The sequence below is a fragment of the Geobacter argillaceus genome, from assembly GCF_007830735.1.
In the GTDB taxonomy this organism is placed as follows: Bacteria; Desulfobacterota; Desulfuromonadia; order Geobacterales; family DSM-12255; genus Geomobilibacter; species Geomobilibacter argillaceus.
Map to the genome: position 1 here is coordinate 1 of NZ_VLLN01000039.1, position 20,559 is coordinate 20,559.

A 20,559-nucleotide genomic window follows, 5' to 3' on the forward strand; every position below is an offset into this window, starting at 1 on the left:
AAGTTCAGCGCCCGTGCTTTGCAACTTGCGAACAACCTTGTGCAGCGAATCCAGGTCGCCACCGATCGTGCCGTAGAACCGGACATCACCGTCACGGCCGACATCAGCCAGTGCGACATCGATGGAGTCTTTGTGAACATCAAGCCCGACAAATATGGTATTCTTCTTCATGACCTGCCTCCTTGGTTGTGGCTCTGTGTGGTGAATTCCCATTCCCAACATAACCCACGTTTGCAAGGGGCAGGTCGCTTACTTTCTACTGACAGACATTATGTCTAGCGCCATTCTGTGGTGTCCCCGGAATTTCCGGAATTTGTACGGAATTTGGCACTCCTGTTTCATGGGCCGCGCCTTCAGCCCGGATTCGCCGCCGCCGATGACCCAGTGGATATCATGAAGATCAACATCCTCCAGATCCTCCAGCAGCGGCTCCACCGAGAGGAAGCGGACTTAAATGCGGGCAGACAACCGGTTCTATGACAAGGGAATCCCATCCTATAATCGCTATAGCAAAATCAACTTACCTCAAACTGTAGTGGACGTTTCCTCCATTCTCCAGGGACAGTAAGGCTGCCTTGCGGTCGAGACCACCGGCATAGCCGGTAAGGGACCCGTTTGCTCCCACCACACGGTGGCATGGGATGATAATGGTGATCGGATTGCGCCCTACGGCGCCCCCCACTGCCTGGGCGGAAGGCGTGCGCCCTTCGCGCTGTTCGGCCAGTCGCCCGGCCAGTGCGCCGTAGGTCGTGGTCTCCCCGCTGGGTATGGTGCGCAGAAGCGCCCACACCGCCATTTGAAATGGTGTTCCCCCGGTGGCAAGCGGTATGTCGAAGGCCCGCAACTGTCCGGCAAAATAAGCGGTGAGCTGAGCGCGTAATGTCACAAAAACAGAGCGGCTTTGGTCCGATTTCCAGTCTCCGGCATCATCCGGCGCATATTTCTGCCCGACAAACCAAAGTCCGCACAGCTCGTCCTGTTCTGCCAGCGCGATCATTTCACCCAATGGTGTACGGATACTGCATTTTCCTTTCATGGCGTATCTCCCAATGTTGTTTTACCGCAAGTGGTTCACACCGCACCCTCCACCGGTTCTTCATCCTGATACTTTGAAGCATAGCATGGCTCGCGGTGTATCTGCTTGCCGTTTTCTGACCAGGAGTCAGGTTTTATGCGGAGGGTGAAGGATGATGCGGTAAATTCCTGCCGTGACGCCAGTCTCAGACTTCTTCTCAGGTTTGCAGTCGAACCAGTGTATACAGATTCATTAACGATAACGGCATTATACCGCACCGAAAAATCTTCTTGCATATAAAAAGGTATTGTGGTACCAATTTACGCAAAGACCCTTTGTTGCTGGATTTCAAGGCCTCCGGCCAGGTAAGTTCTGTTTTGCACGATGACGAGTTGTAGATCCGATCAGGAATGAAGCGATAGCATCGTCAGTTGTACCATCAGTTGATTTGAACAAAAACTACGAGGAGGGAATATGTCCAAAACACCGTATCGTTGGTCCATGACTGCCGTGGGGGAACCCATGGTAAGGAGCGAGTTTGCTCCGATTCAGCCGGGAGCAGGGGAGGTCGTGGTCGAGGTTGCCGGCTGTGGCGTCTGCCACACCGACCTTGGGTATTATTACGATGGCGTCCGTTTTAACCATGCACCGCCGTTGACACTGGGCCACGAAATCAGCGGCCGGGTGGTTGCTGCCGGTGCCGGCGCCGAAGCTTGGCAGGGTAAGGCAGTACTCATCCCGGCGGTCATGCCGTGCGGTGTGTGCGATCTCTGTCTGAGCGGCCACGGGACGATCTGCCGCAAGCAGCTGATGCCCGGCAACGACATCCAGGGTGGCTTCGCCTCCCATATCGTCGTGCCGGTGCGCGGCCTCTGCCCCGTGGATGAAAGCCGACTGAAGAGCGCCGGACTCGAACTTGCCGACATATCCGTCGTGGCCGATGCCGTGACCACCCCCTATCAGGCTGCGGTGCAGGCGGAGATCACCAAAGGCGATCTGGCCATTGTCATCGGCGTCGGCGGGGTGGGTGGCTATGCGGTCCAGGTCGCCAATGCCCTTGGGGCCACGGTGGTAGCCATCGACGTTGACCAGGCAAAGCTGGACAACATGGCCAACTACGGCGCAGCCCTGACCATCAACTCCCGGCAGGTCGAGGGAAAGGAGCTGAAGAAGGCGATCCTTGGTTTCGTCAAGGAAAAGGGGCTGCCCGAAACCTGCTGGAAGATCTTCGAGTGCTCCGGTTCAACTCCTGGCCAGGAAACCGCCTTTGGCCTCCTGACCTTCGGCGCCACCCTCTGCGTGGTAGGTTTCACCATGGGCAAGATCGAACTGCGGCTCTCCAACCTGATGGCATTCCATGCCAAGGCGCTGGGTAACTGGGGATGCCTTACCGAACTGTATCCGGCGGCATTGGACCTGGTACTGGACAAGAAAATCGCCCTGGCCCCCTTCATCGAGAAGCATCCGCTGGACCAGATCAACGAGGTCTTTGCCGCCGCCCATGCCCACAAGCTGACCCGCCGCGCGATCCTCGTCCCCGGCGCCTGATAAGGAGATAGAATCGATGTCGAATGCAACTGAAAGCCCTCTCAAGGTATCTCTGGAGCGTGACGGCAAACTGCTCCGCCTGACTCTTGCCCGGCCCAAGGCCAACATCGTCGATGCCGCCATGATCGGCGCCCTGCGGGCGGCCCTGACCGAACATCTGCCCAAGCCGAACCTCCGGGCAGTACTGTTGTCTGCCGAAGGTCCCCATTTTAGCTTTGGCGCCAGTGTCGATGAGCACATGCCCGGCTGTTTTGCCCAGATGCTCAACCAACTGCATGCCCTGGTCCGGCAGCTGGTGGAGAGCCCCGTTCCCGTCCTGGTGGCAGTGCGCGGCCAATGCCTGGGTGGCGGGCTGGAGGTAGCTGCCGCCGGCAACTTCCTCTTTGCCGCACCGGGCGCCATGTTCGGCCAGCCGGAGATCAAGCTGGCGGTATTTGCCCCGGCCGCTTCCTGCCTGCTGCCGGAGCGGATCGGTCAGGCCCAGGCCGAGGACCTGCTCTTCTCCGGTCGCAGCATCAGCGCCGATGAGGCACTGCGGATCGGCCTGCTAACCGCCATTGCCGAAGACCCCGACCAGGCGGCCCTCGACTACTTCGACCAGCACCTGGCAACCGTGAGCGCCAGCACTCTCCGTTTAGCAGTGCGGGCAGCCAGGGCCAAAGTCGTCCAGCGGATCAGCAAGAAGATCGACTTTGTGGAGAAGATGTACGTGGAAGAGCTGATGTCGACCCACGATGCTGTCGAGGGGCTTACCGCCTTTACGGAAAAACGCCCGGCCCAGTGGCAGGATCGTTGAAATCTGACAACCAACACCAACGCAACCAACACCAAACAGGATACAAAGGGGGAGCAACAATGGATCTCAAGGGAAAAAATGCCATCGTAACCGGTGCGAGTCTCGGAATCGGCAGCGCCATCGCAATTGATCTGGCAAAGAACGGCGCCAACGTTGCCATCAACTACCGCAAGCATTCCGAGGAAGCCAACGCCATCTGCGAGGAAATCCGGAAGATGGGGCAGAAGGCTATTGCCGTGCAGGCCGACGTGGCCAGCTTCAAGGATGCCCAGGCGATGGTGGACAAGGTGGCCGCAGAATTCGGCAGCGTCGACATCCTGGTGAACAACGCCGGTGTGAACCGCGACTCCGTTATCTGGAAGATGACCGAAGAGCAGTGGGACGAGTGCCTTGCCATCAACCTGAAGGGGTATTTCAACTACTGTCGCGCCGTTGCCCCGCTGATGAAAGAGCAGGGGAGCGGCAAGATTGTCAACGTCACCTCCATCAACGGTATGCGCGGCAAATTCGGTCAGACGAACTACTCCGCCGCGAAAGCCGGCATCATCGGCTTGACCAAGGCCCTTGCCCGCGAACTGGCAAAATCCAATGTCAACTGCAACGCCATCGCCCCGGGTCTCATCGAGACCGAAATGATGGCAGCCCTGCCGGAAGAAGTGAAGCAGAAGTCGCTGGCCGATATTGTCCTCGGGCGCATGGGTAAGCCGGAAGAAGTGGCCTGGCTGGTCACCTTCCTCTGCTCCGAAAAATCCCGCCACATCACCGGCGAGTGCATCAAGGTGGACGGCGGCCAGTACATTTAATTCAACGTTGCAATCAACATGATACCAATGTAGGGGTAGGCCTGTGTGTCTGCCCAAAACCAGGGCGCACACACTGGTACGCCCCTACATGATACATGTCACCTTGATATCAAAATGAAATAACGGAAAACCACGATTCTCTAAATAACGGAGGTTTCAATGCGTGAAGCAGTAATTATCGATGCCGTACGTACGCCGGTGGGCAAATTCGGCGGTGCACTGAAGAATGTCCGCTCGGACGATCTGGCGGCACATTGTATTTCCGAACTGGTCAAGCGGACCAAGGTCGATCCGAATCTGATTGAGGACGTGATCCTTGGCTGCACCAACGGGGCGGGCGAAGACAACCGCAACGTCGGCCGGATGGCGGCACTGTTGGCAGGACTGCCCTACTCGGTTGGCGGGCAGACCATCAACCGCCTCTGCGCTTCGGGTCTGAACGCCGTCAACAGCGCGGCCCAGGCCATCAAGGTCGGTGAGGGGAATGTGATCATTGCCGGCGGCACCGAGTCCATGACCCGCGCTCCCTTTGTCATGGCCAAGGCCGAGTCGGCGTTCTCCCGCGACATCAAGGTCTTTGACACGGTCATCGGCTGGCGTTTCACCAACCCGAAGATGACCGAACCGTACGCCAAGGAAGGGATGGGCGAAACCGCCGAGAACGTGGCGGTACGGTATGGTCTCACCCGCCAGGAGCAGGACGAATTCGCTTTTGCGACCCAGAGGAAATGGGCCGCAGCCGATGCTGCCGGCAAGTTCAATGACGAGATCGTCCCCGTTATCATCCCCCAGAAGAAGGGTGACCCGATCATTGTTTCCAAGGACGAATTCCCTCGTGGCAACGACATTACCATGGAGCAGCTGGCCAAACTGCCGGCCGCCTTCAGAAAGGACGGCACCGTCACCGCCGGCAACTCCAGCGGCATTAACGACGGCGCCGCTGCAGTCCTCTTGATGGAAGCCGAGACCGCCAAGAAACTGGGCTACAAGCCGCTTGTACGGGTTGTCGCCAGCGCGGTAGTTGGCTGCGATCCCTCCTACATGGGACTCGGTCCTATCCCGGCGGTCCAGAAGGTACTTGCCCGGGCCGGTCTGAAGATCAACGACATCGATCTTTTCGAGCTGAACGAGGCCTTTGCCGCCCAGTCCATCCCCTGCATCCGCGACCTGGGGATCGACCCGGCCAAGGTGAATGTGAACGGCGGGTCCATCGCTATTGGTCACCCGCTAGGCTCCACCGGTGCGCGCATTACGGCGACGCTGGTCCACGAGATGAAGCGGACCGGTGCACGCTATGGCCTTGTGTCGCTCTGCATCGGCGTTGGTCAGGGGATTGCGACCATCTTTGAACGGGTGTAACGTGAAAAGCGGGAGATGGTAGGGACTTCATGCCATCTCCCGCTGTATATCTGGTATACTAATGAAACCATAGGGGCGGGGTGACCACGCCCCTATTCGTTTAGTGGGGGAAGGCGGTTATGTCCGAAGAGTCCAGAAAACTGCGCATCGATTTCCACGTTCATCTCGGGCTCTACACCTATCACAAGCCATGGGTGACGGAGTGGATAAGCAAGCTGTATCCCAACGGGTATGACGAATTCATTAACCGCTACAGCGACCCGGGCGAGTTCGAGGAGCTGCTGACCGCCGAAGGGGTCGATTACGCCTGTATCCTTGCCGACCAGTGTCCCATTACCACCGGGATGTGCACCAACGAGCAGGTGCAGGAGTTCTGCAGGGGGAGAAAACGGCTGATTCCGTTCTGCGACCTGAACCCCTATCTGTACACCGACCTCGGCGCCGAACTCCGCAAAAAGGTTGAAGTTGAGGGATTCCGGGGGGTGAAGCTGTATCCCAACTATCAGCACTATTATCCGAACGACGCCAGGATGTACCCTCTCTACCAGGCGGCCCAGGATCTGGGGATACCGGTACTGATCCATACCGGGTCATCGGTTTTCAAGGCGTCTCGGCTGAAGTACAGTGACCCCCTCCACCTGGATGACGTGGCAAACGATTTTCCCTCCCTCAACCTGGTCATGGCCCATTCGGGCCGGGGCTTCTGGTACGACCGGGCCTTTTTCCTGTCCAAACTGCACCCCAATGTCTATATGGAACTCTCCGGGCTACCGCCGGCAAAGCTGATGACCTATTTCCCCGAACTGGCACGCAATACGGACAAGGTCATCTTTGGCAGCGACTGGCCGGGACTCCCTTCCATCGGCGGCAACATGGACGCCGTCAGTAATCTGCCCCTGTCTGCCGAAGGGGTGGACAGAATCCTCGGCGGCAATGCGGCACGGTTGCTGCGCCTCTGAGTGCCTTGGTGGCCAAGCGGTCACCTTTGCCGCACCTTGTTTCCCTGTCCGGATAGCGTAAAAAGGGTAACTTCGCGCATGAAGACAATTCTGATAGCCGACGATGATCAGGCCATCCGCCGCACCCTGGAACTACACCTGACGGAAGAGGGGTATGACATCCTTACCGCGGCTTCCGGCAGCGAGGCGGTCGATATCGCTCTCACCAAGGGGGTGGAGCTGATGCTTCTCGACCTGCGTCTGTCCGGAATGGACGGCTTCGAGGTCCTGACGCTGGTCAAGGAGAAACTCCCGGCCCTGCCGGTAGTCATGATCACGGCCTATGATGACATGCAGACCGCCATCAAGGCCATCCGTCTCGGCGCCATCGATCATCTCGGAAAACCTGTCGATCTCGATCACCTGGACGAGGTGATTGAAAAGATCTTCGAGATGAACGTGCTGTCCCGCAACGGGATCACCCTCAGTGACTCGCCGGACCAGCCGTTCGAGCAGAATGTCATGGTCGGCCGTTCGCGGGCCATGAAGGAAGTGTACAAGACCATCGGTTCGGTGGCCGACTCGACGGCAACCGTGTTGATCCAGGGAGAGAGCGGTACCGGCAAGGAGATGGTGGCCAGGGCGCTGCACTTCAACAGCCAGTTCCGCAACCGTCCCTTCATTGCCGTGTCCTGTTCGGCCCTTGCCCCGACCATCCTGGAGAGCGAGCTGTTCGGTCACGAGAAGGGGGCCTTCACCGGTGCCTACCGGACGAAGCCGGGTAAATTCGAGCTGGCCCAGGGGGGCACGCTCTTTCTCGACGAGATCTCCGAAACCAGCCTGGGAATCCAGGTCAAGCTACTCCGTTTCCTGCAGGAGAAGGAGTTCGAGCGGGTCGGCGGTATCGAAACCATCAAGGCCGATGTGCGCGTCATCGCCGCGACCAACAAATCCCTATCCACCCTGGTGGCAAGCGGCGAGTTCCGCATGGACCTGTATTACCGTCTCAAGGTGGTCACCATCGATCTTCCGCCGCTGCGGGAGCGGCGGGACGACCTTATTCTGCTGGTTAAGTTCCTGCTGGAGAAGATGCGCCACGAACTGGGCAAGGGTGTCGATATCGTGCCGCAGGAGACCATGAAGCTGATCCTCGAACATTCCTGGCCGGGCAACGTCAGGGAGCTGGAGAACACCCTCCGCCGGGCGGTACTGTTCTCTCCCGGCAATGTCCTTCTTCCCGAGTCGCTCCATCTGGACGGCAACAAGGATGGCGAGCGGCTCCCCCTGACGATCAAGTCCCTCGACGAGGTGGAGAGGGAGCACATCGAAAACATCCTCGCCTTCACCGGCAATGAAAAGAAGCGGGCCGCCACCATTCTCGGCATCTCCCGCCCGACCCTCGACCGGCGCATCCGCGAATACGGGCTGGAGTAGAGCGCTGCTAGCCGCAACCCGTAGCGGTCGAGCCATCCCACCTCTCCCTCGTCACAAATTCAACCTTCAAGGGCCGCCCCTTTAGTTCATGTCAACGGTCTGGAAGAAAGCGCATGCTTTGCAGTGAAGAACATCGGAAAGCCGTGTGCGGGAAAACCGCATGCACGGTTTGATGAGGGAGGGCAGGGTGAAACCTGCTCTCTACTCTACCCAGAATTCCCTGTCCCCGAAACAGCAAGCGGTTGTCTGGCGTGACCCTTAAAGCAGTAAAGCAGCAACGCCCCCTCCCCCATCATTGACAACACCCCTGCTGCAACATTTTGTTACACTGAACCCATAAAGCCTTCATGGGCGCGGTTTCATGGGTGTAAGTGTAATATTTTGTGACATCGCATTTTGTTACACCGGCCTTCTCGGCCCGGGCTAACCATCATTAATAATTGTTCAGTTCGGTAAACCACCGGCTTTGCCGGTGTGACTATAAAAGGCTATGCCGTTCCAGCGTAAAAAGCGACATTTCCTCCTGAGGAAAGCCCCGAAGGGCCAACGACAGGAGGAAATGCCATGCGAGAGTGGCAGAGTTTAGCCCATGTAAAATGGGAGTGCAAATACCATGTGGTGATCGTCCCAAGGTACCGTAAGAAGGTTCTGTACGGCCGAATACGATCAGAAGTTGGGAAAATCATCCGTCAGTTGTGTCGTCAGAAGGAAGTGGAACTCATAGAAGGGCAGGCATGCCCCGACCATATTCATCTGGTATTGAGTGTTCCACCGAAGTACAGCATAGCAATGCTTGTCGGTTACTCTACCTTTTATTGTCCTAGAGTGACCATCAACAAAAAAAGCCGCATCCGAAGATGCGGCTTTTTTTGTTGATGCGAGGTGAGGAATTACTTCGCTGCCGGAGCTGCTTCAGCAGGCTTAGCTTCTTCTTTCTTCTCGGCTTTCTTGGCTTTTTTAGCTTTTTTAGCTTTCTTGGCCTTCTTAACCGGAGCTTTTTCTTCTTTCTTCACGTCAGCAGCAGGAGCAGCAGCCGGAGCAGCAGCCGGCTCAGCGGCGCAAACGATACCGGCGAAAGAAAGAGCAACGATAGCGGCAACGAGGGTGGAAAGAACTTTTTTCATGTGTAAATCCTCCGAGAGTTTGGTTTCTAATTAAGTGTAAAGCACACGGCATGCCAAAGATTTGTGGTTTGGTAACTTGCTGAAATAGTGTCGTATTGCGAGGCTGGACCAGAGGCGTCAATGTCGCGACCACCTGATAAGCTCCAGAGCATACCTCATTTGCGGTTGTTCCCTTAAGGTAAAGTTGTATGTTGGCCGCAAACAACGCTCCTTAAGGAATTTGCTCCCCCCATCGATCTGAAGCCACGCATCCGCTTTACGTGCATCTTGGCCAGCATCGGTACCTCGTTGTCCTCATAATTGTAGATCTGACCTAGAGATGTGCCGAGCCGGAACCAAACAGGTAAAATTTGAACATTAGAAATACAGCAATTTCCTTTTGTAAATAAGTACTTTTTAAACTATTTTGCTCAGATAGTGTAAAAATTGAAGTCGTAAGAGACTAATTATCACCAGCGTATGTATAAAATGAGTGCACATAAAGCCGAAAATAGAATAGTAAACACAAAAAATATTATCCCGACCCTTTTAAAACTATTAGCAATAGGTATGACCTTATCACCATAAACTGGATTGTTCTTATAAATACCTCTATTAATAATTTTGGTTTTCATAAATATTTTAACATTTTTCAACACTATCTTCATATAAGAATATCCAAGAATAGGCATTATTATACATCCTATAATAATTATTATTTTGAAGTTTTGTGGCATGAGCTCACTCCTTGTAGTGAATTAAGAATAATATTTTTTGTTGAAAATAACTTGCGTATAATTGAAAATAAGAAAATCAATTAATGCAGCAACCGAATACAATATCAAACAGCCTAATATAAATGGTAGCCATGCTAACCCAGCAACTCCCAACGAAGCTATTCCTGCTGCTATAACTAGTTGCGCTACAACATCTATCACTGTAGTATATACATTAATTTCTAAATTTTTTCCAAAGGCATCTCTTATGAGAAGTGTCCCCACGATGCCTGCAACGGCTCCAGCTAATACAGAAATCAAAGCACCTATTACTTCACTGACTGCAATTGCGGCTGCAATCCATCCTCCCAATACAGCGACAAGTAAGAAAACACTTGCCCAAAGCACGAACATCCATGCCCCATTCAATCCACCGCTAATCATATACGCCCCTGCTCCTGTTGCAGGGTCTATAATGATGTACCCACATCCCGTCCAGCCGTTAAAACTGATGTTGGTCTTGGAGACGGTAACCACCTTCCCGGCATTGACGGCATTCTGGATGTCGTCCTTCACCTGCTGGTCAACCTGCAACTGCGGCAGAACCGTGGCAATATTCGACTGATTCACGGTATAAATTGGTATCCCTTGGTCGTTGGCAATCTTCAGCGCCTTGACCGCACTTACTCCTTGCGCCGGATTTTCGGGGGTGGAGAAGAACTGCTCCGGCACGCTGTGCTCCAAGGCCGATGAAGTCATACCGCTGCTGAGCATGAACTGCTTGGCAGTGTCGTTGTTACCATCTTTTGCCTTCACCACGCTCATAAGATACTTCGCATCCATATTAAGTCCGCTGGGGCTGACAAGACGCGGTATTCCCCAAAGTGTCAGCACCTTGAGCTTGGTGGCGAAGACAGTCTCCGATGGCAAGGTGATCGCGTTCACCCTCATGGTCCTTGCGGCTATGTAGTTCATCGTACCCAGTTCCGCATGGTAGGTGAGCGCAGTGGTGTTGAGCAAATCACCGATGAGATCATCCTTGGTGAGACCGGCAAAGTCGTTGTTCTGAATCTTTGCTTTTGTTGCTTCGAGTTTTGCCTTGAGATTGGTGAGCTGGTCCTGGCTGATTCGCCCCAGGTTGAGCCCGATCGCCTGGTACACCCCGGCGTCAATGTAGCTGACCACCGGCGTGGCGCCGCTCGTCGGATCGGAAAAGGTCATGGTGAAGATGTTGGTGCCGCCAAGCCCCACCGGCGCTCCGGTCGCCACCACCTGTCCATCGATCCGCAGTTCCGGTTTCACTTTGATGAGATATGCGGGTAGTGAGCTTGGGAGTTCGTTCGACTGAATCGGCGTGCCGTCCGCATGGGGCTTGGGCAGGTATGAGTTGATCACCGCCTCATCCTGGGGAGTGGCGGGAGAATAACTGAGGGTGATCTTCTTGCCTGCAAGTTCCGCCAGGCTTTTGCTTATGTTCAGGGAGGTATCGACGACGGGTGGGGCAGCCGGGTCGATGGGGGGAAGATCGACGGTGTCGTTCTTCACGTTGAAGGAGAGCTTTTGCCGGAGGGTGTCGGGAATGTTTGCAAAGGTCGCTCCCTTGACGGCGGTCCGATACGGCAGGGTACCGAGGAGATAGGGGAATTCCTGCTTGATGATCTCCTTCTTGCCGAGGATATCCCCGACTGTGGCGGTGGGGTAGTTCTGTTTGATGTAGCTCTGCACCCGCGTCTGGTAATCCTGCATGGTCTGCTGGGTGAGAAGGGAGTTGACGCCGGTGACGTACCCCTGGGCCTCGCTGATGGTGGCCGTGGACTTGATTTGTGTCAGGAACCCTTGGGCATCGAAGGGGACGGCGCTCTTGATGTCGATTCCTTGCGTGAAGTTGTACTGCTTGAAGCTCGGGTCGAGCCTGATCCAGGTATCCCCTTTGCCGTTGACGTGCTTAGCCCCGCGGGAGGGGATGTAGTTGATGAAGGCTTCCACCCAGACATGTTCCATGCGGGCTGCAACGATCTTGCCGCCGGCAACGAGCCCCTTGGTGGGTATCCCGCCGCTGGACATGAAATCCAGCGCACCCAGGGGGTCGGTAAAGCCCCCTGCCCAGTTCATGACCTTGTCGATGGGAAGCTCGACCGTGCCGGTGACGTACCGGGCATGGATGCCGGCGGCCCGCAAGAGGGCAATAAGAAGGGAGGCGGTGTCGAAGGCGTTCCCCTGTTTTGTCAACAGCGTCATCTGGGCACCCTGGATGGAGCCCCACGTGGGAACGAACTCGATGTTGTTCCGCACCCACTCGTAGATCTTCACCGGACTGTTCCCCAGTTCCTGCGCCTTGGCCCTGATCTCCGGTGTAAGCTGAACTTCTATGGTCTGCGCCAGATCGTCGGCAGTGGGAGGATTGACGGCATTGATGCTGCTTGAAACGAGCAGCCCGGCCAGCGACCCGGCCGAGGCGACCATGATCCGCTTTTCGTTTCTCCAGGCGTTCTTGTCCTTCTTCAAATCCCGCTCAAACTCCTCCTTCTTCATCCGCGGCTCGCGCTTTATTACCTTCGGCTGCCGGTGGGGAAGATTGTTCGGGTCCAGAGGCTGGTGCCGCGACGGCGCCTTTACCTTTTCCAGGTGCCGGCGGGTTTTCTCAACCTCACCCTCAGCCTCGACGTTGTCTTTAGCCTTCTCAACCCGTTCGATATTCCCCTTCAGCTCGGCAAGGTTATCGTCATAGTGCTTCACGAACTTATGATGCCGCGCCAATATCTCGGCGGGAAGCTTGGCGTCCTTCAGCCGCTTCTCCGTCGCTGCGAACTGCTTCCGGATATCCGCATCAAGCGCTTCTATTTCACCCTTGCCAGCCGTCAGCCGCTGTTTCTTGCTCTCGAGATCCCCCTTCGGGTCGGCAAGGGTCTCACGCAGCTCCTCGGTGACCTTGGAAAACCGCTCCTCCGTCCCTTCGGCCTTCTTCTGCCGCTGTTCCTGCGCCTTCCCCTTCTTGACGGCTTCCTGCGCTGCATGGGCAATGCTGAATACACCGCCCGAAGTCCAAGTGAAGAAACAGACTACAACCGCCGCTATCGTCCGAGAATATTTGCGCAACATCGTTCCTCCATGACAACGAAATAAAAAAAAGCCTACCGTCGAAATGGTAGGCCTTTTCTTTGACCACTTCGACAACCCCTCTTTCCAGCCTAAGCTGGACAGGTGGCTTTGCGTCCCCAGGTTACCCATGGGTTTGCCCGTTCGGTGATTTTCCGAATTATTTTGTTCCTTCGTCCATTCTCAACAAAAAAAGTCCATTCCCGATCGGCGCAAACTCGATCGTAAATGGACCCTTGCCATCCCTCCTCTTTTCATTAAAGCCTACACAATGGGCTGACTAATACTAACTCGTATAAATTGAGTACTCCGATAAATAAATAGATGTCAACAAGAATATTTCTCCACTTTTCAAACAACTTCATTGGACCGGAGTTGAGACCTGTCGCATTACGCACAATCTTCTCACCCCTATCTGCGGCTGCGCTCACTCCGGAGCGACGCAGATTCACCCGCCTGCCGACCTCGACACCACTGTGCCCAACCTACTTTTCCCATTTGCATTAAGATAGCTCATATGTTATTTTAAGACATATAGCCAGTGAGGTGTTAATGGGGACAGCGCGGGAAATCATCAGATATAAGAAGGAGCGAGGCGGCCGGATATTCGAGGTGGTTATCTGGCATCTCACTGAACGGCTCCCCGGTAGCACACATCCCTACAAATACCGACTGTTCTACGGCAATGCTGACGGTAGCTGCATAGTCCGCTACGACAACGAGCGCGGCAAGGGTGACCATCGGCACCTTCCCGACACTGAAGAACCCTATTCCTTCACGACGTTGCTCAAACTGATTGAGGACTTTGAAGCGGATACGGAAAGGATGTGATCGCCATGAAAGAAAGACGGGACCTTAAAATCGGCATCAAGAGTGACAAGGAGTTCTTTGCGGAACTGAAAGGGCTTGCCGGGCGGATCGACGACGGTTGGCTGCCGGAAAAGCCGGTCGAGCGGCTTTATTTCGATGATCTGCCATCCCTTCTCAAACACCTGACTCCCAAGCGGTTTGAGCTGCTGGCAGAACTACGCCGTATGGGGCACGCCAGCATCAACGCCCTGGCAAAACATCTGCACCGCCAGTACCGTAACGTCTTTGACGATGTCAAGACCATGGAGCGGCTGGGTCTGGTGGAAAAGGACAGCAGCGGCCATTTTTATGTGCCGTGGGACGAGATTGACGCGAGCTTCAAACTGGTAGCCTGATTTTCCGACACTTGGAAGCGGTGATCTACTTCATGAATGACTTGATAAGCAAGGCGATTATGCCGCCGATAACGGTCCCGAGCATCCACTTCATGACTTCCTTCTGTGCTTCGGCCGCTGCCTCAGCCTGCTGCTCGGTATAGCCGGCTTCGCGCAAGCGTTTTGTGTACTTACAGGGTATCAAACGCTATCGTTGCCATGCCTTCATTACACAAACGATAGTCTCAATCAAGCCGCCTTACTCGGCGTTACCACGACGATCGAGGGTGAACGTTACCGTCCTATTCGCTCCTTTACATTAATCCTTCCCCTCTGCTATCATTCGCCGGTTTATGAAGATCAAGCGCCTGGAAATAATCGGCTTCAAGTCGTTCGTCGACCGGACCATCCTTGATTTCCCCCAGGGGGTGACGGCTGTCGTCGGTCCCAACGGCTGCGGCAAGTCCAATGTTGTCGATGCCATCCGCTGGGTCATGGGGGAGCAGTCGGTCAAGAACCTGCGGGGCCGGCAGATGGAGGATGTCATCTTCGGCGGGAGCGAGGGGCGGAAGCCTTTGGGGATGGCCGAGGTCTCCCTGGTCTTTTCCGCCGAGGACGGCCGGGTGCCGGCAAAGTATCTGAACTTCAGCGAGATCCAGGTGACCCGCCGGCTCTTTCGGGACGGGGAGAGTGAATACCTGCTGAACAAGACCCCGTGCCGGCTCATGGATATCGCCGAGCTGTTCATGGATACCGGCGTTGGCGCCAGGGCCTACTCCATCATCGAGCAGGGGCGGATCGGCATGATCCTCCTGGCCAAGCCCGAGGAACGCCGCTTCCTGATCGAGGAGGCGGCCGGCGTCACCAAGTTCAAGTCCCGAAAGCTGATGGCCCTGAAGAAGATCGAGACCACCCGCCAGAACCTGCTCAGGATCGGCGACCTGGTGGGGGAACTGAAGCGGCAGCTCGGCTCTCTCCAGCGTCAGGCCAGGAAGGCGGAACGTTTCCGGGCGTTCCGGGAGGAGTTGAAGGAGATCGAACTCCTCATGGTGGCGCGGCGGTTTGCCGCGCTTTCGGCCGACCGGCAGCGGCTGACCTCTGACCTGGCAGCCCTTGCCGAACGGGAGACAACAGCTGCCGCCGACCTGGCCGGCCGGGAACTGGCCCTGGAGCAGTTGCGGATGTCGCTGTGCGACGAGGAGCAGCTTCTTGCCCAGGGGCAGGAACAGCTCTATCAGGTGCGGAGCGAGTTTCAGACGGCAGAGAACCGCCGTGAGCTGCTGGGCCGGGAGTTGACGACCTGTCGTGAGCAGATGGTGCGGCTCAACGAGGATCTGGCAAGCCTGGAGCGGCAACTGGTGGAGGCCGGGGCTGAGCAGCGCCTGCTGAACGAGCGGCGTGAGTCGTTTGGCCTGGAAGCGGCCGGAGAGGTCGATGCCCTTGCAGAACAGGAGTCAACGCTCAGGGAGCTGACCGAGGAGGAGAAGCAGACCGCGGCCCAGTTGGAGGACGAGCGGCGTACCCTGTTTACCCTTCTGGCCGAGATCTCCCAGTACGGCAACCAGGAAAGCAGCGCGCTCCGGCGCCTGGAAGGGTTGGCGGAACGTGCCGAGCGGAGCAGGCGTGAAGGAATGACCCTTGCCGAGCGCCTAGTCGAGGCGAACGGCCGGTCCGGTGAACTGGCAACAACGGTGGCTGCCGGCAAGAATGCCCGCGAGGAGCTGCAGGGGCAGCTTTCCCGACTCCGTGGCCGGGAAGAGGAGCTGAGGGAGAAGCTGGCTCTGCTCGACCGGGAACTCCAGCAGCAACGCGATGAACTGAGCCGCACCGCCTCCCGCCTTCACTCCCTGGAGGAGTTGGAGGCCCAGTTCGCCGGCTACGGTCAGGGGGTCAGGAACGTTTTTCAGGCCAGCGGTTTTCGGGAGCGCTTTCGGGGGGTGGTTGCCGATCTGGTGGAGACGGCCGAGAAGTATGAGACCGCCCTGGAGGCAGTGCTCGGCGAGCGGCTCCAGGCGGTGCTTGCCGCTGAGACGGTCGATGTCCTGGCTGCCGTAAGCCACCTGAAAGAGACTGCCGGCGGGCGCTGCTCGTTCCTGCTCCCTTCGGTGTCGGTTCCGCCGGCCGGTGACGGGCTGTCCGGCGCCGACCGGCTCCTCGACCTGGTGCGGATACTGCCCGAGTACCAGGAGCGGATCGCCCCCTTTCTCCGGGACGTGTACCTTGCCGAAGACCTGAACGCAGGTCTGGAACTGACCCGGCGCCATCCGCACCTGACGTTCGTCACCCCCCAGGGCGATCTGGCCTGCGCCGGCGGCATGGTGGCCGGCGGTTCCCGTGAGGCGGCACAACAGGGGTTGGTGACCAAGAAGCGGGAGATCCGGGCGCTGACCGGTGACGTGGCACGACTTGAGGCGAATGTCGCCACGCTGGGCGCTGACCGGCAAACGACCGGCACTGCCCTGGCCGCCGTGGAAGAGGAGTTGCGGCAGGTGCGCCAGGAGCTCCATCAGGCGGATATGGCGCTCCTCAACGCCGAAAAGGACCTGCAGCGGGCCGGGGAGGAATGCCAGCGCCTGGAAGAGCGGTTGGCGGTCAAGGCGTTGGAAGACGATCAGCTCAACGAGGAGCGGGAGCTGCTTGAAGCGGAAGCGGCAAACGTGGGTCAGCGGCGGGAAGAGGCCGAGGCGGGCAAAGGTGATCGTGAAGCGGCAGTGGCAGTCCTGCAGGAATCCCTCGCCGTGCAGCGGCGCCGTATCGAGCAGGCCCGGGAAGAGGTGACCGCCCTTAAGGTGCGAACTGCAGCCCTGAACGAAAAGCGGGAGTCGACCCAGCGGGCGCTGAAGCGGGTCGAGGAGCTTCGTGGCGACCTGGCTCAGCGTCTCGACCGCCGGCGTGAGGAGCTCACCCGGAGCGAGGCGGAGTCCTTGCGCCTGACCGGTCTGCTGTCGGAGCAGGAGGCGGCGGTAAAAGGTCTGGTCATCCGGCAGGCCGAAGCCGAGGAGGCGGTCAGTGCCCTGCGGGAACGGTTCAACGTCTTGTCACAGGGGAGCCAGACCGATGAGACGGCACTGAAAGGGATCAGGTCGTCACTGGACGAACTCCGGCGCCAGGTTGGCGTTCTGACCCTGCAGCAGTCGGAGCTGAACCTGCAGTTGGAGCACCTGGAAACCGTGGTCCGGGACAAATACCGCCTGTCCATGGATGAAGTCCTTCCCCGCTCCAGCGGGATGCAACTGGACGAGGAGGAGCGTCAGGCCCGCCAGGCCGAACTGCAACGACTCCTGGACGAACTGGGCGAGGTGAACCTGACCGCCATCGAAGAGTATCGGGACCTGGAGGAGCGCCACGCCTTCGTGACCGCCCAGATGGCCGACCTGGAAGAATCGCTGCACGCCCTGCAGCAGGCTATCCAGCGGATCAACCGGACTACCCGGAAGCGTTTCCAGGAGACGTTCCATCTGGTGAACGCCAAGTTTCAGGAGATCTTTCCCCGTCTCTTCTGCGGCGGCAAGGCCGAACTTCGTCTGACCGACGAGGAGGATCTGCTGGAGACCGGCATCGACATTATTGTCCAACCGCCGGGGAAGAAGCTGCAGAACGTCACCCTTCTCTCCGGGGGGGAGAAGGCCTTGACCGCGGTCGCCCTCATCTTTGCCATCTTCCTCATCAAGCCGTCGCCATTCTGTCTCCTCGACGAAGTGGATGCGCCGCTGGACGATGCCAATATCGGTCGGTTCAACGATATGATCAGGGAGATGTGCGCCGTCTCCCAGTTCATCCTGATTACCCACAGCAAGACCACCATGGCGGTTGCCGACACCCTGTACGGCGTGACCATGGAAGAGCCCGGTGTGTCGAAGGTGGTGTCGGTGAGGCTGCAGTAATCCGGTTGAGAAGGGGGGGAACGTGCCGTTCCAAACCATTCTAACAGAGCTGGTGAAGCGAGTTCCCGGTGCCACCGGCGCCATACTTGCCGATTGGGAAGGCGAAGCGGTCAGCCAGTACTGCCCTGCAGGGGACGAGTATGATCTGAAGGTGCTCGGTGCGCACAAGGGGATTATTCTGAACCGGATGCGTGAACTCCACGGGGCACTTGGCGCGGGAGAGCTGCTGGAGACCGTGGTTACCGCGGCCGACCAGCATATCCTGGTCGGTGCGGTGGGACCGGAATATGTACTGGTCATGACTGTGGAGCGGGCAGCTCTGGTCGGGCTGGCTCTCTTCCATTTCCGTTCCTGTATCAAGCCGCTGGAAAAGGAGATTTACTGATGGCAGAGAAGAAAATTAAGAATAAAAAAATGCAATAAAAACATATTGTTGCTTTGTTAAGCCTGGGCCTATTTGTGATTATGCAACCCCTGGTGCAACCTCTAGCCGTTTTACTACCCCCCTTTTTTCGACCCGACCGGGAGCCTTTTGTGCCCCGGTTTTTTTCTCCTTGAACATATACCATTAAATGGGATACTGTTTGTTATGGCATGGACCGTGATATTTACCAATAAGGCGGCGAAGCAGTACAAGAAGCTGCCTCAGTCGGTGCGCGATACCATTGACTTGTTGGTGATGGAGATCCGGCTTTCCGGGCCGGTACGAGGCAATTGGAAGAATTACTCAAAACTCGAAGGCCGGAAGAATCAGCATCACTGACATGTGAAGAGCGGCAAGCCGACATACGTGGTGGTGTGGGAAGAATCCGAACGAGGTATAAGGTTTGTGGAGGTCATTTATGCAGGCACTCACGAAAAAGCGCCCTACTGAAAAGATGGTGGAGGTTCGTTTCCGGGGGACCGTTGCCAGTATCAACAAGTTGCGCAGGGCGGCCAAGGCGTTGGAGGTGACAGATCTGCTGGAGGAAAAGGAAGTCTACACCCCTGAAGAGTTGTCACCCGAATTGCAATGGAACAGCAGCGGCGTTGCTCTCCGGGGTGCCAGGGGTAAAGAGGGGCTGACGCAGAAGCAGCTCGCCGAGTTGACAGGTATTGCCCAGCATCATATCAGTGAGATGGAAAACGGCAAGCGGCCTATTGGCAAGGAGACCGCCAGGAAGCTGGCAGCGGCGCTGCATGTTGATTACCGGGTGTTTCTGTAGCAGATCAAGGCTCCCCTTCCTGGAGGTGACCAATGAGTTACCGTGAGATGTCGAAAACGCTCCTTCAGCAGGAAAACCCGCGGGAGCTTAAGCGATTGAAGGAGGCGGGAATTCTGGAGCAGACGGTGGTCGAGGTCGGCGAGCTGTTCGACGATCAGGAGCAAACGATTGTCGAACAGATGACCGCCGATCTTCCGGCCGGCATGTCGGACCTGGAGCGGACGCAGGAAGAGAACATGGCGCGGATAGTGGCGCGGGAAGTGACCGCGCATGATCTGGCCGAGTTCTGGCGGTCGGGGGGTGACGAGTGAGCGTGTTTAGGAAGCTGCTGCAATACCTGGGGGTGGCGAAAAAGCCGGAACCGGAGCGCCGGCAGACCTACAACGTGGCCTCGTTCGACGAGAGCGGTAAGCGGGTGACGGAGTTCCATTTCAGCCGAAAGGTGGAACGGCCGGACGAGGTTGATAAGTAAGTGGTTATGGTAGATCAAAAACAGAATATCTACGAGTTTCCCCCTGCATGGCTTCCAACTGGCAGGACCCAACTGATTATGACCACCTTGTCTCTATTACCTGACTCCGTGACGGAAAATTCAGCAATTTAAATTTACCAGCTGTAACCATTTGAAGTTCTTTGACAATTGAGCTATTTTGCTGTGCAACAAAACTCACCCGGCTGGTGAATTCATGAAGCGTTTAGTGATCGAACAGTCCGACGAAGAATTCTACACTTCCCACTCCGGCATCGCCCTTGTCGGGCTGGCCCTGAACCGTTTCACGTCTCTTTCCTCCGCCCTGGCAGTCATGGATGCGCCGGGCGATCTGATCGCCGGCATCGACATCATCAGCATTATCCTGCGCCGGGTCATGCGGGTTATCGAGCGGACCATTGACAAAAAGGGGCAGATGCTGCTTCAGCCCGACATCGAACTCGAAGGGTGGTGGACAAGCCTTACGCTTGCCGATCAGGAGATCATCGAACTGTACAATCCGTCACGAGGCCAAACGCCGGCGGGTCAAGACGGTCATCCAGGAGCTTGTCTACTTTGCCGGGCGGCTTATCAGCAGTGGCCGGCGCCTGAAACTGAGATTCAGCCGCCATGTGAAAGCCCATGCCGAAGCATTCGGGCAGATCTACCACCGGCTGGCATACGGCTAGCGACGAGGAGCTGGCAAGCCTTGGAGGAATGGGTTTCCGGCAGGAAGCCCCTGATATCGCTTGCCCGCGATCACGGGAAAGACATAGCAAAACGGTTCAGTTGTCAAAAAACAGGGACTACAGGCCAATTTGAGAAGCCGATTTCTTGGGATTCAGGGAGCCGATCCGCCAGAGTCCCTCCGCTGGCCCCTAAAACCAGCAGATTGAGCAAGTTACGTCACGGATTCAGGGCAAACTTATGACCGGTTTTCGTGCAACCTGTTTCATGTCGGGCTTTGTGCAACCTCTCGTACAACCTCAAAGGGGCTGGCAATGGGTGA

At 56.8% G+C, this 20,559-nt stretch carries 19 protein-coding genes, 2 pseudogenes and 1 riboswitch; of the genes and pseudogenes, 16 read left to right on the plus strand and 5 right to left on the minus strand.

Going from position 1 to position 20,559, the window contains the following annotated elements:
- Nucleotides 1-249: 249 nt before the first annotated feature.
- Nucleotides 250-438 (minus strand): annotated as a pseudogene (locus JN12_RS21360) (DUF5131 family protein); the annotation flags it as partial.
- Between the two features lie 82 nt (nucleotides 439-520).
- On the minus strand, nucleotides 521-1,036 hold the full coding sequence (locus JN12_RS19050; protein ID WP_145025753.1) for a methylated-DNA--[protein]-cysteine S-methyltransferase: 516 nt from the start codon (nucleotides 1,034-1,036) through the stop codon (nucleotides 521-523).
- Nucleotides 1,037-1,489: 453 nt separating this feature from the next.
- On the opposite strand from JN12_RS19050, the gene had reads away from it, so the two are divergent.
- From had to tnpA, 7 genes are all read left to right on the plus strand, one after another.
- A complete protein-coding gene (gene had / locus JN12_RS19055; protein WP_145025755.1) occupies nucleotides 1,490-2,563 on the plus strand; it encodes a 6-hydroxycyclohex-1-ene-1-carbonyl-CoA dehydrogenase in 1,074 nt (357 codons plus the stop codon).
- Nucleotides 2,564-2,579: 16 nt separating this feature from the next.
- Complete coding sequence (locus JN12_RS19060; RefSeq protein WP_145025757.1) at nucleotides 2,580-3,359, plus strand: cyclohexa-1,5-dienecarbonyl-CoA hydratase; 780 nt, start codon at nucleotides 2,580-2,582, stop codon at nucleotides 3,357-3,359.
- A gap of 59 nt (nucleotides 3,360-3,418) precedes the next feature.
- Nucleotides 3,419-4,162, plus strand: a complete 744-nt coding sequence (fabG, locus tag JN12_RS19065) for a 3-oxoacyl-[acyl-carrier-protein] reductase (RefSeq protein ID WP_145025759.1) — start codon at nucleotides 3,419-3,421, stop codon at nucleotides 4,160-4,162.
- A 159-nt stretch (nucleotides 4,163-4,321) separates the two neighbouring features.
- Nucleotides 4,322-5,521, plus strand: a complete 1,200-nt coding sequence (locus tag JN12_RS19070; protein WP_145025761.1) for a thiolase family protein — start codon at nucleotides 4,322-4,324, stop codon at nucleotides 5,519-5,521.
- A 119-nt stretch (nucleotides 5,522-5,640) separates the two neighbouring features.
- Nucleotides 5,641-6,480: an amidohydrolase family protein gene (locus JN12_RS19075; protein WP_145025763.1), complete on the plus strand. Its 840-nt coding sequence runs from the start codon at nucleotides 5,641-5,643 to the stop codon at nucleotides 6,478-6,480.
- 78 nt (nucleotides 6,481-6,558) lie between these two features.
- The gene (locus JN12_RS19080; RefSeq protein WP_145025764.1) at nucleotides 6,559-7,893 is read left to right on the plus strand and encodes a sigma-54-dependent transcriptional regulator; all 1,335 of its coding nucleotides are present in this window, start codon (nucleotides 6,559-6,561) and stop codon (nucleotides 7,891-7,893) included.
- A 564-nt stretch (nucleotides 7,894-8,457) separates the two neighbouring features.
- Nucleotides 8,458-8,769, plus strand: coding sequence for an IS200/IS605 family transposase (gene tnpA, locus JN12_RS21160; protein WP_145025766.1), 312 nt, complete (start codon nucleotides 8,458-8,460; stop codon nucleotides 8,767-8,769).
- A gap of 14 nt (nucleotides 8,770-8,783) precedes the next feature.
- Here the strand turns inward: tnpA and JN12_RS19090 are convergent, their stop codons facing one another.
- Together JN12_RS19090 and JN12_RS19095 are read right to left on the minus strand one after the other, a co-directional pair.
- Nucleotides 8,784-9,017, minus strand: coding sequence for a hypothetical protein (locus tag JN12_RS19090; protein ID WP_145025768.1), 234 nt, complete (start codon nucleotides 9,015-9,017; stop codon nucleotides 8,784-8,786).
- A gap of 737 nt (nucleotides 9,018-9,754) precedes the next feature.
- A complete protein-coding gene (locus tag JN12_RS19095; protein WP_145025770.1) occupies nucleotides 9,755-12,811 on the minus strand; it encodes a transglutaminase-like domain-containing protein in 3,057 nt (1,018 codons plus the stop codon).
- 67 nt (nucleotides 12,812-12,878) lie between these two features.
- A riboswitch (cyclic di-GMP riboswitch) is annotated at nucleotides 12,879-12,959 on the minus strand.
- Nucleotides 12,960-13,360: 401 nt separating this feature from the next.
- On the opposite strand from JN12_RS19095, the gene JN12_RS19100 reads away from it, so the two are divergent.
- Both JN12_RS19100 and JN12_RS19105 read left to right on the plus strand, forming a co-directional pair.
- Entirely contained in the window at nucleotides 13,361-13,639 is a 279-nt protein-coding gene (locus tag JN12_RS19100) for a toxin-antitoxin system TumE family protein (RefSeq protein WP_145025772.1), read from the plus strand.
- A 5-nt stretch (nucleotides 13,640-13,644) separates the two neighbouring features.
- Nucleotides 13,645-14,013, plus strand: a complete 369-nt coding sequence (locus JN12_RS19105; RefSeq protein ID WP_145025774.1) for an HVO_A0114 family putative DNA-binding protein — start codon at nucleotides 13,645-13,647, stop codon at nucleotides 14,011-14,013.
- Between the two features lie 25 nt (nucleotides 14,014-14,038).
- On the opposite strand, the gene JN12_RS20590 is transcribed toward JN12_RS19105, so the two are convergent.
- Nucleotides 14,039-14,197, minus strand: a complete 159-nt coding sequence (locus tag JN12_RS20590; RefSeq protein WP_170242081.1) for a hypothetical protein — start codon at nucleotides 14,195-14,197, stop codon at nucleotides 14,039-14,041.
- A gap of 148 nt (nucleotides 14,198-14,345) precedes the next feature.
- Between JN12_RS20590 and smc the strand changes: the two genes are divergently transcribed.
- The 7 genes and pseudogenes from smc to JN12_RS20905 all read left to right on the plus strand — a co-directional run.
- Entirely contained in the window at nucleotides 14,346-17,876 is a 3,531-nt protein-coding gene (smc, locus tag JN12_RS19110) for a chromosome segregation protein SMC (protein WP_145025776.1), read from the plus strand.
- A gap of 22 nt (nucleotides 17,877-17,898) precedes the next feature.
- Nucleotides 17,899-18,261 carry a roadblock/LC7 domain-containing protein gene (locus tag JN12_RS19115; protein ID WP_145025778.1) on the plus strand — a complete coding sequence of 121 codons (363 nt, stop codon included), beginning with the start codon at nucleotides 17,899-17,901 and terminating at the stop codon, nucleotides 18,259-18,261.
- Nucleotides 18,262-18,465: 204 nt separating this feature from the next.
- Complete coding sequence (locus tag JN12_RS20900) at nucleotides 18,466-18,639, plus strand: type II toxin-antitoxin system RelE family toxin (RefSeq protein WP_246125925.1); 174 nt, start codon at nucleotides 18,466-18,468, stop codon at nucleotides 18,637-18,639.
- A gap of 79 nt (nucleotides 18,640-18,718) precedes the next feature.
- Complete coding sequence (locus tag JN12_RS19125; RefSeq protein ID WP_145025780.1) at nucleotides 18,719-19,081, plus strand: helix-turn-helix domain-containing protein; 363 nt, start codon at nucleotides 18,719-18,721, stop codon at nucleotides 19,079-19,081.
- A gap of 32 nt (nucleotides 19,082-19,113) precedes the next feature.
- Nucleotides 19,114-19,392 (plus strand): hypothetical protein, encoded by a 279-nt coding sequence (locus JN12_RS19130; RefSeq protein ID WP_145025782.1) that lies wholly within the window; start codon nucleotides 19,114-19,116, stop codon nucleotides 19,390-19,392.
- Nucleotides 19,389-19,553 carry a hypothetical protein gene (locus JN12_RS20595; RefSeq protein ID WP_170242083.1) on the plus strand — a complete coding sequence of 55 codons (165 nt, stop codon included), beginning with the start codon at nucleotides 19,389-19,391 and terminating at the stop codon, nucleotides 19,551-19,553. Before JN12_RS19130 ends, JN12_RS20595 begins: the two co-directional genes overlap by 4 nt.
- A gap of 385 nt (nucleotides 19,554-19,938) precedes the next feature.
- Nucleotides 19,939-20,239: pseudogene (locus tag JN12_RS20905) on the plus strand (hypothetical protein); the annotation flags it as partial.
- Nucleotides 20,240-20,559 lie beyond the last annotated feature (320 nt).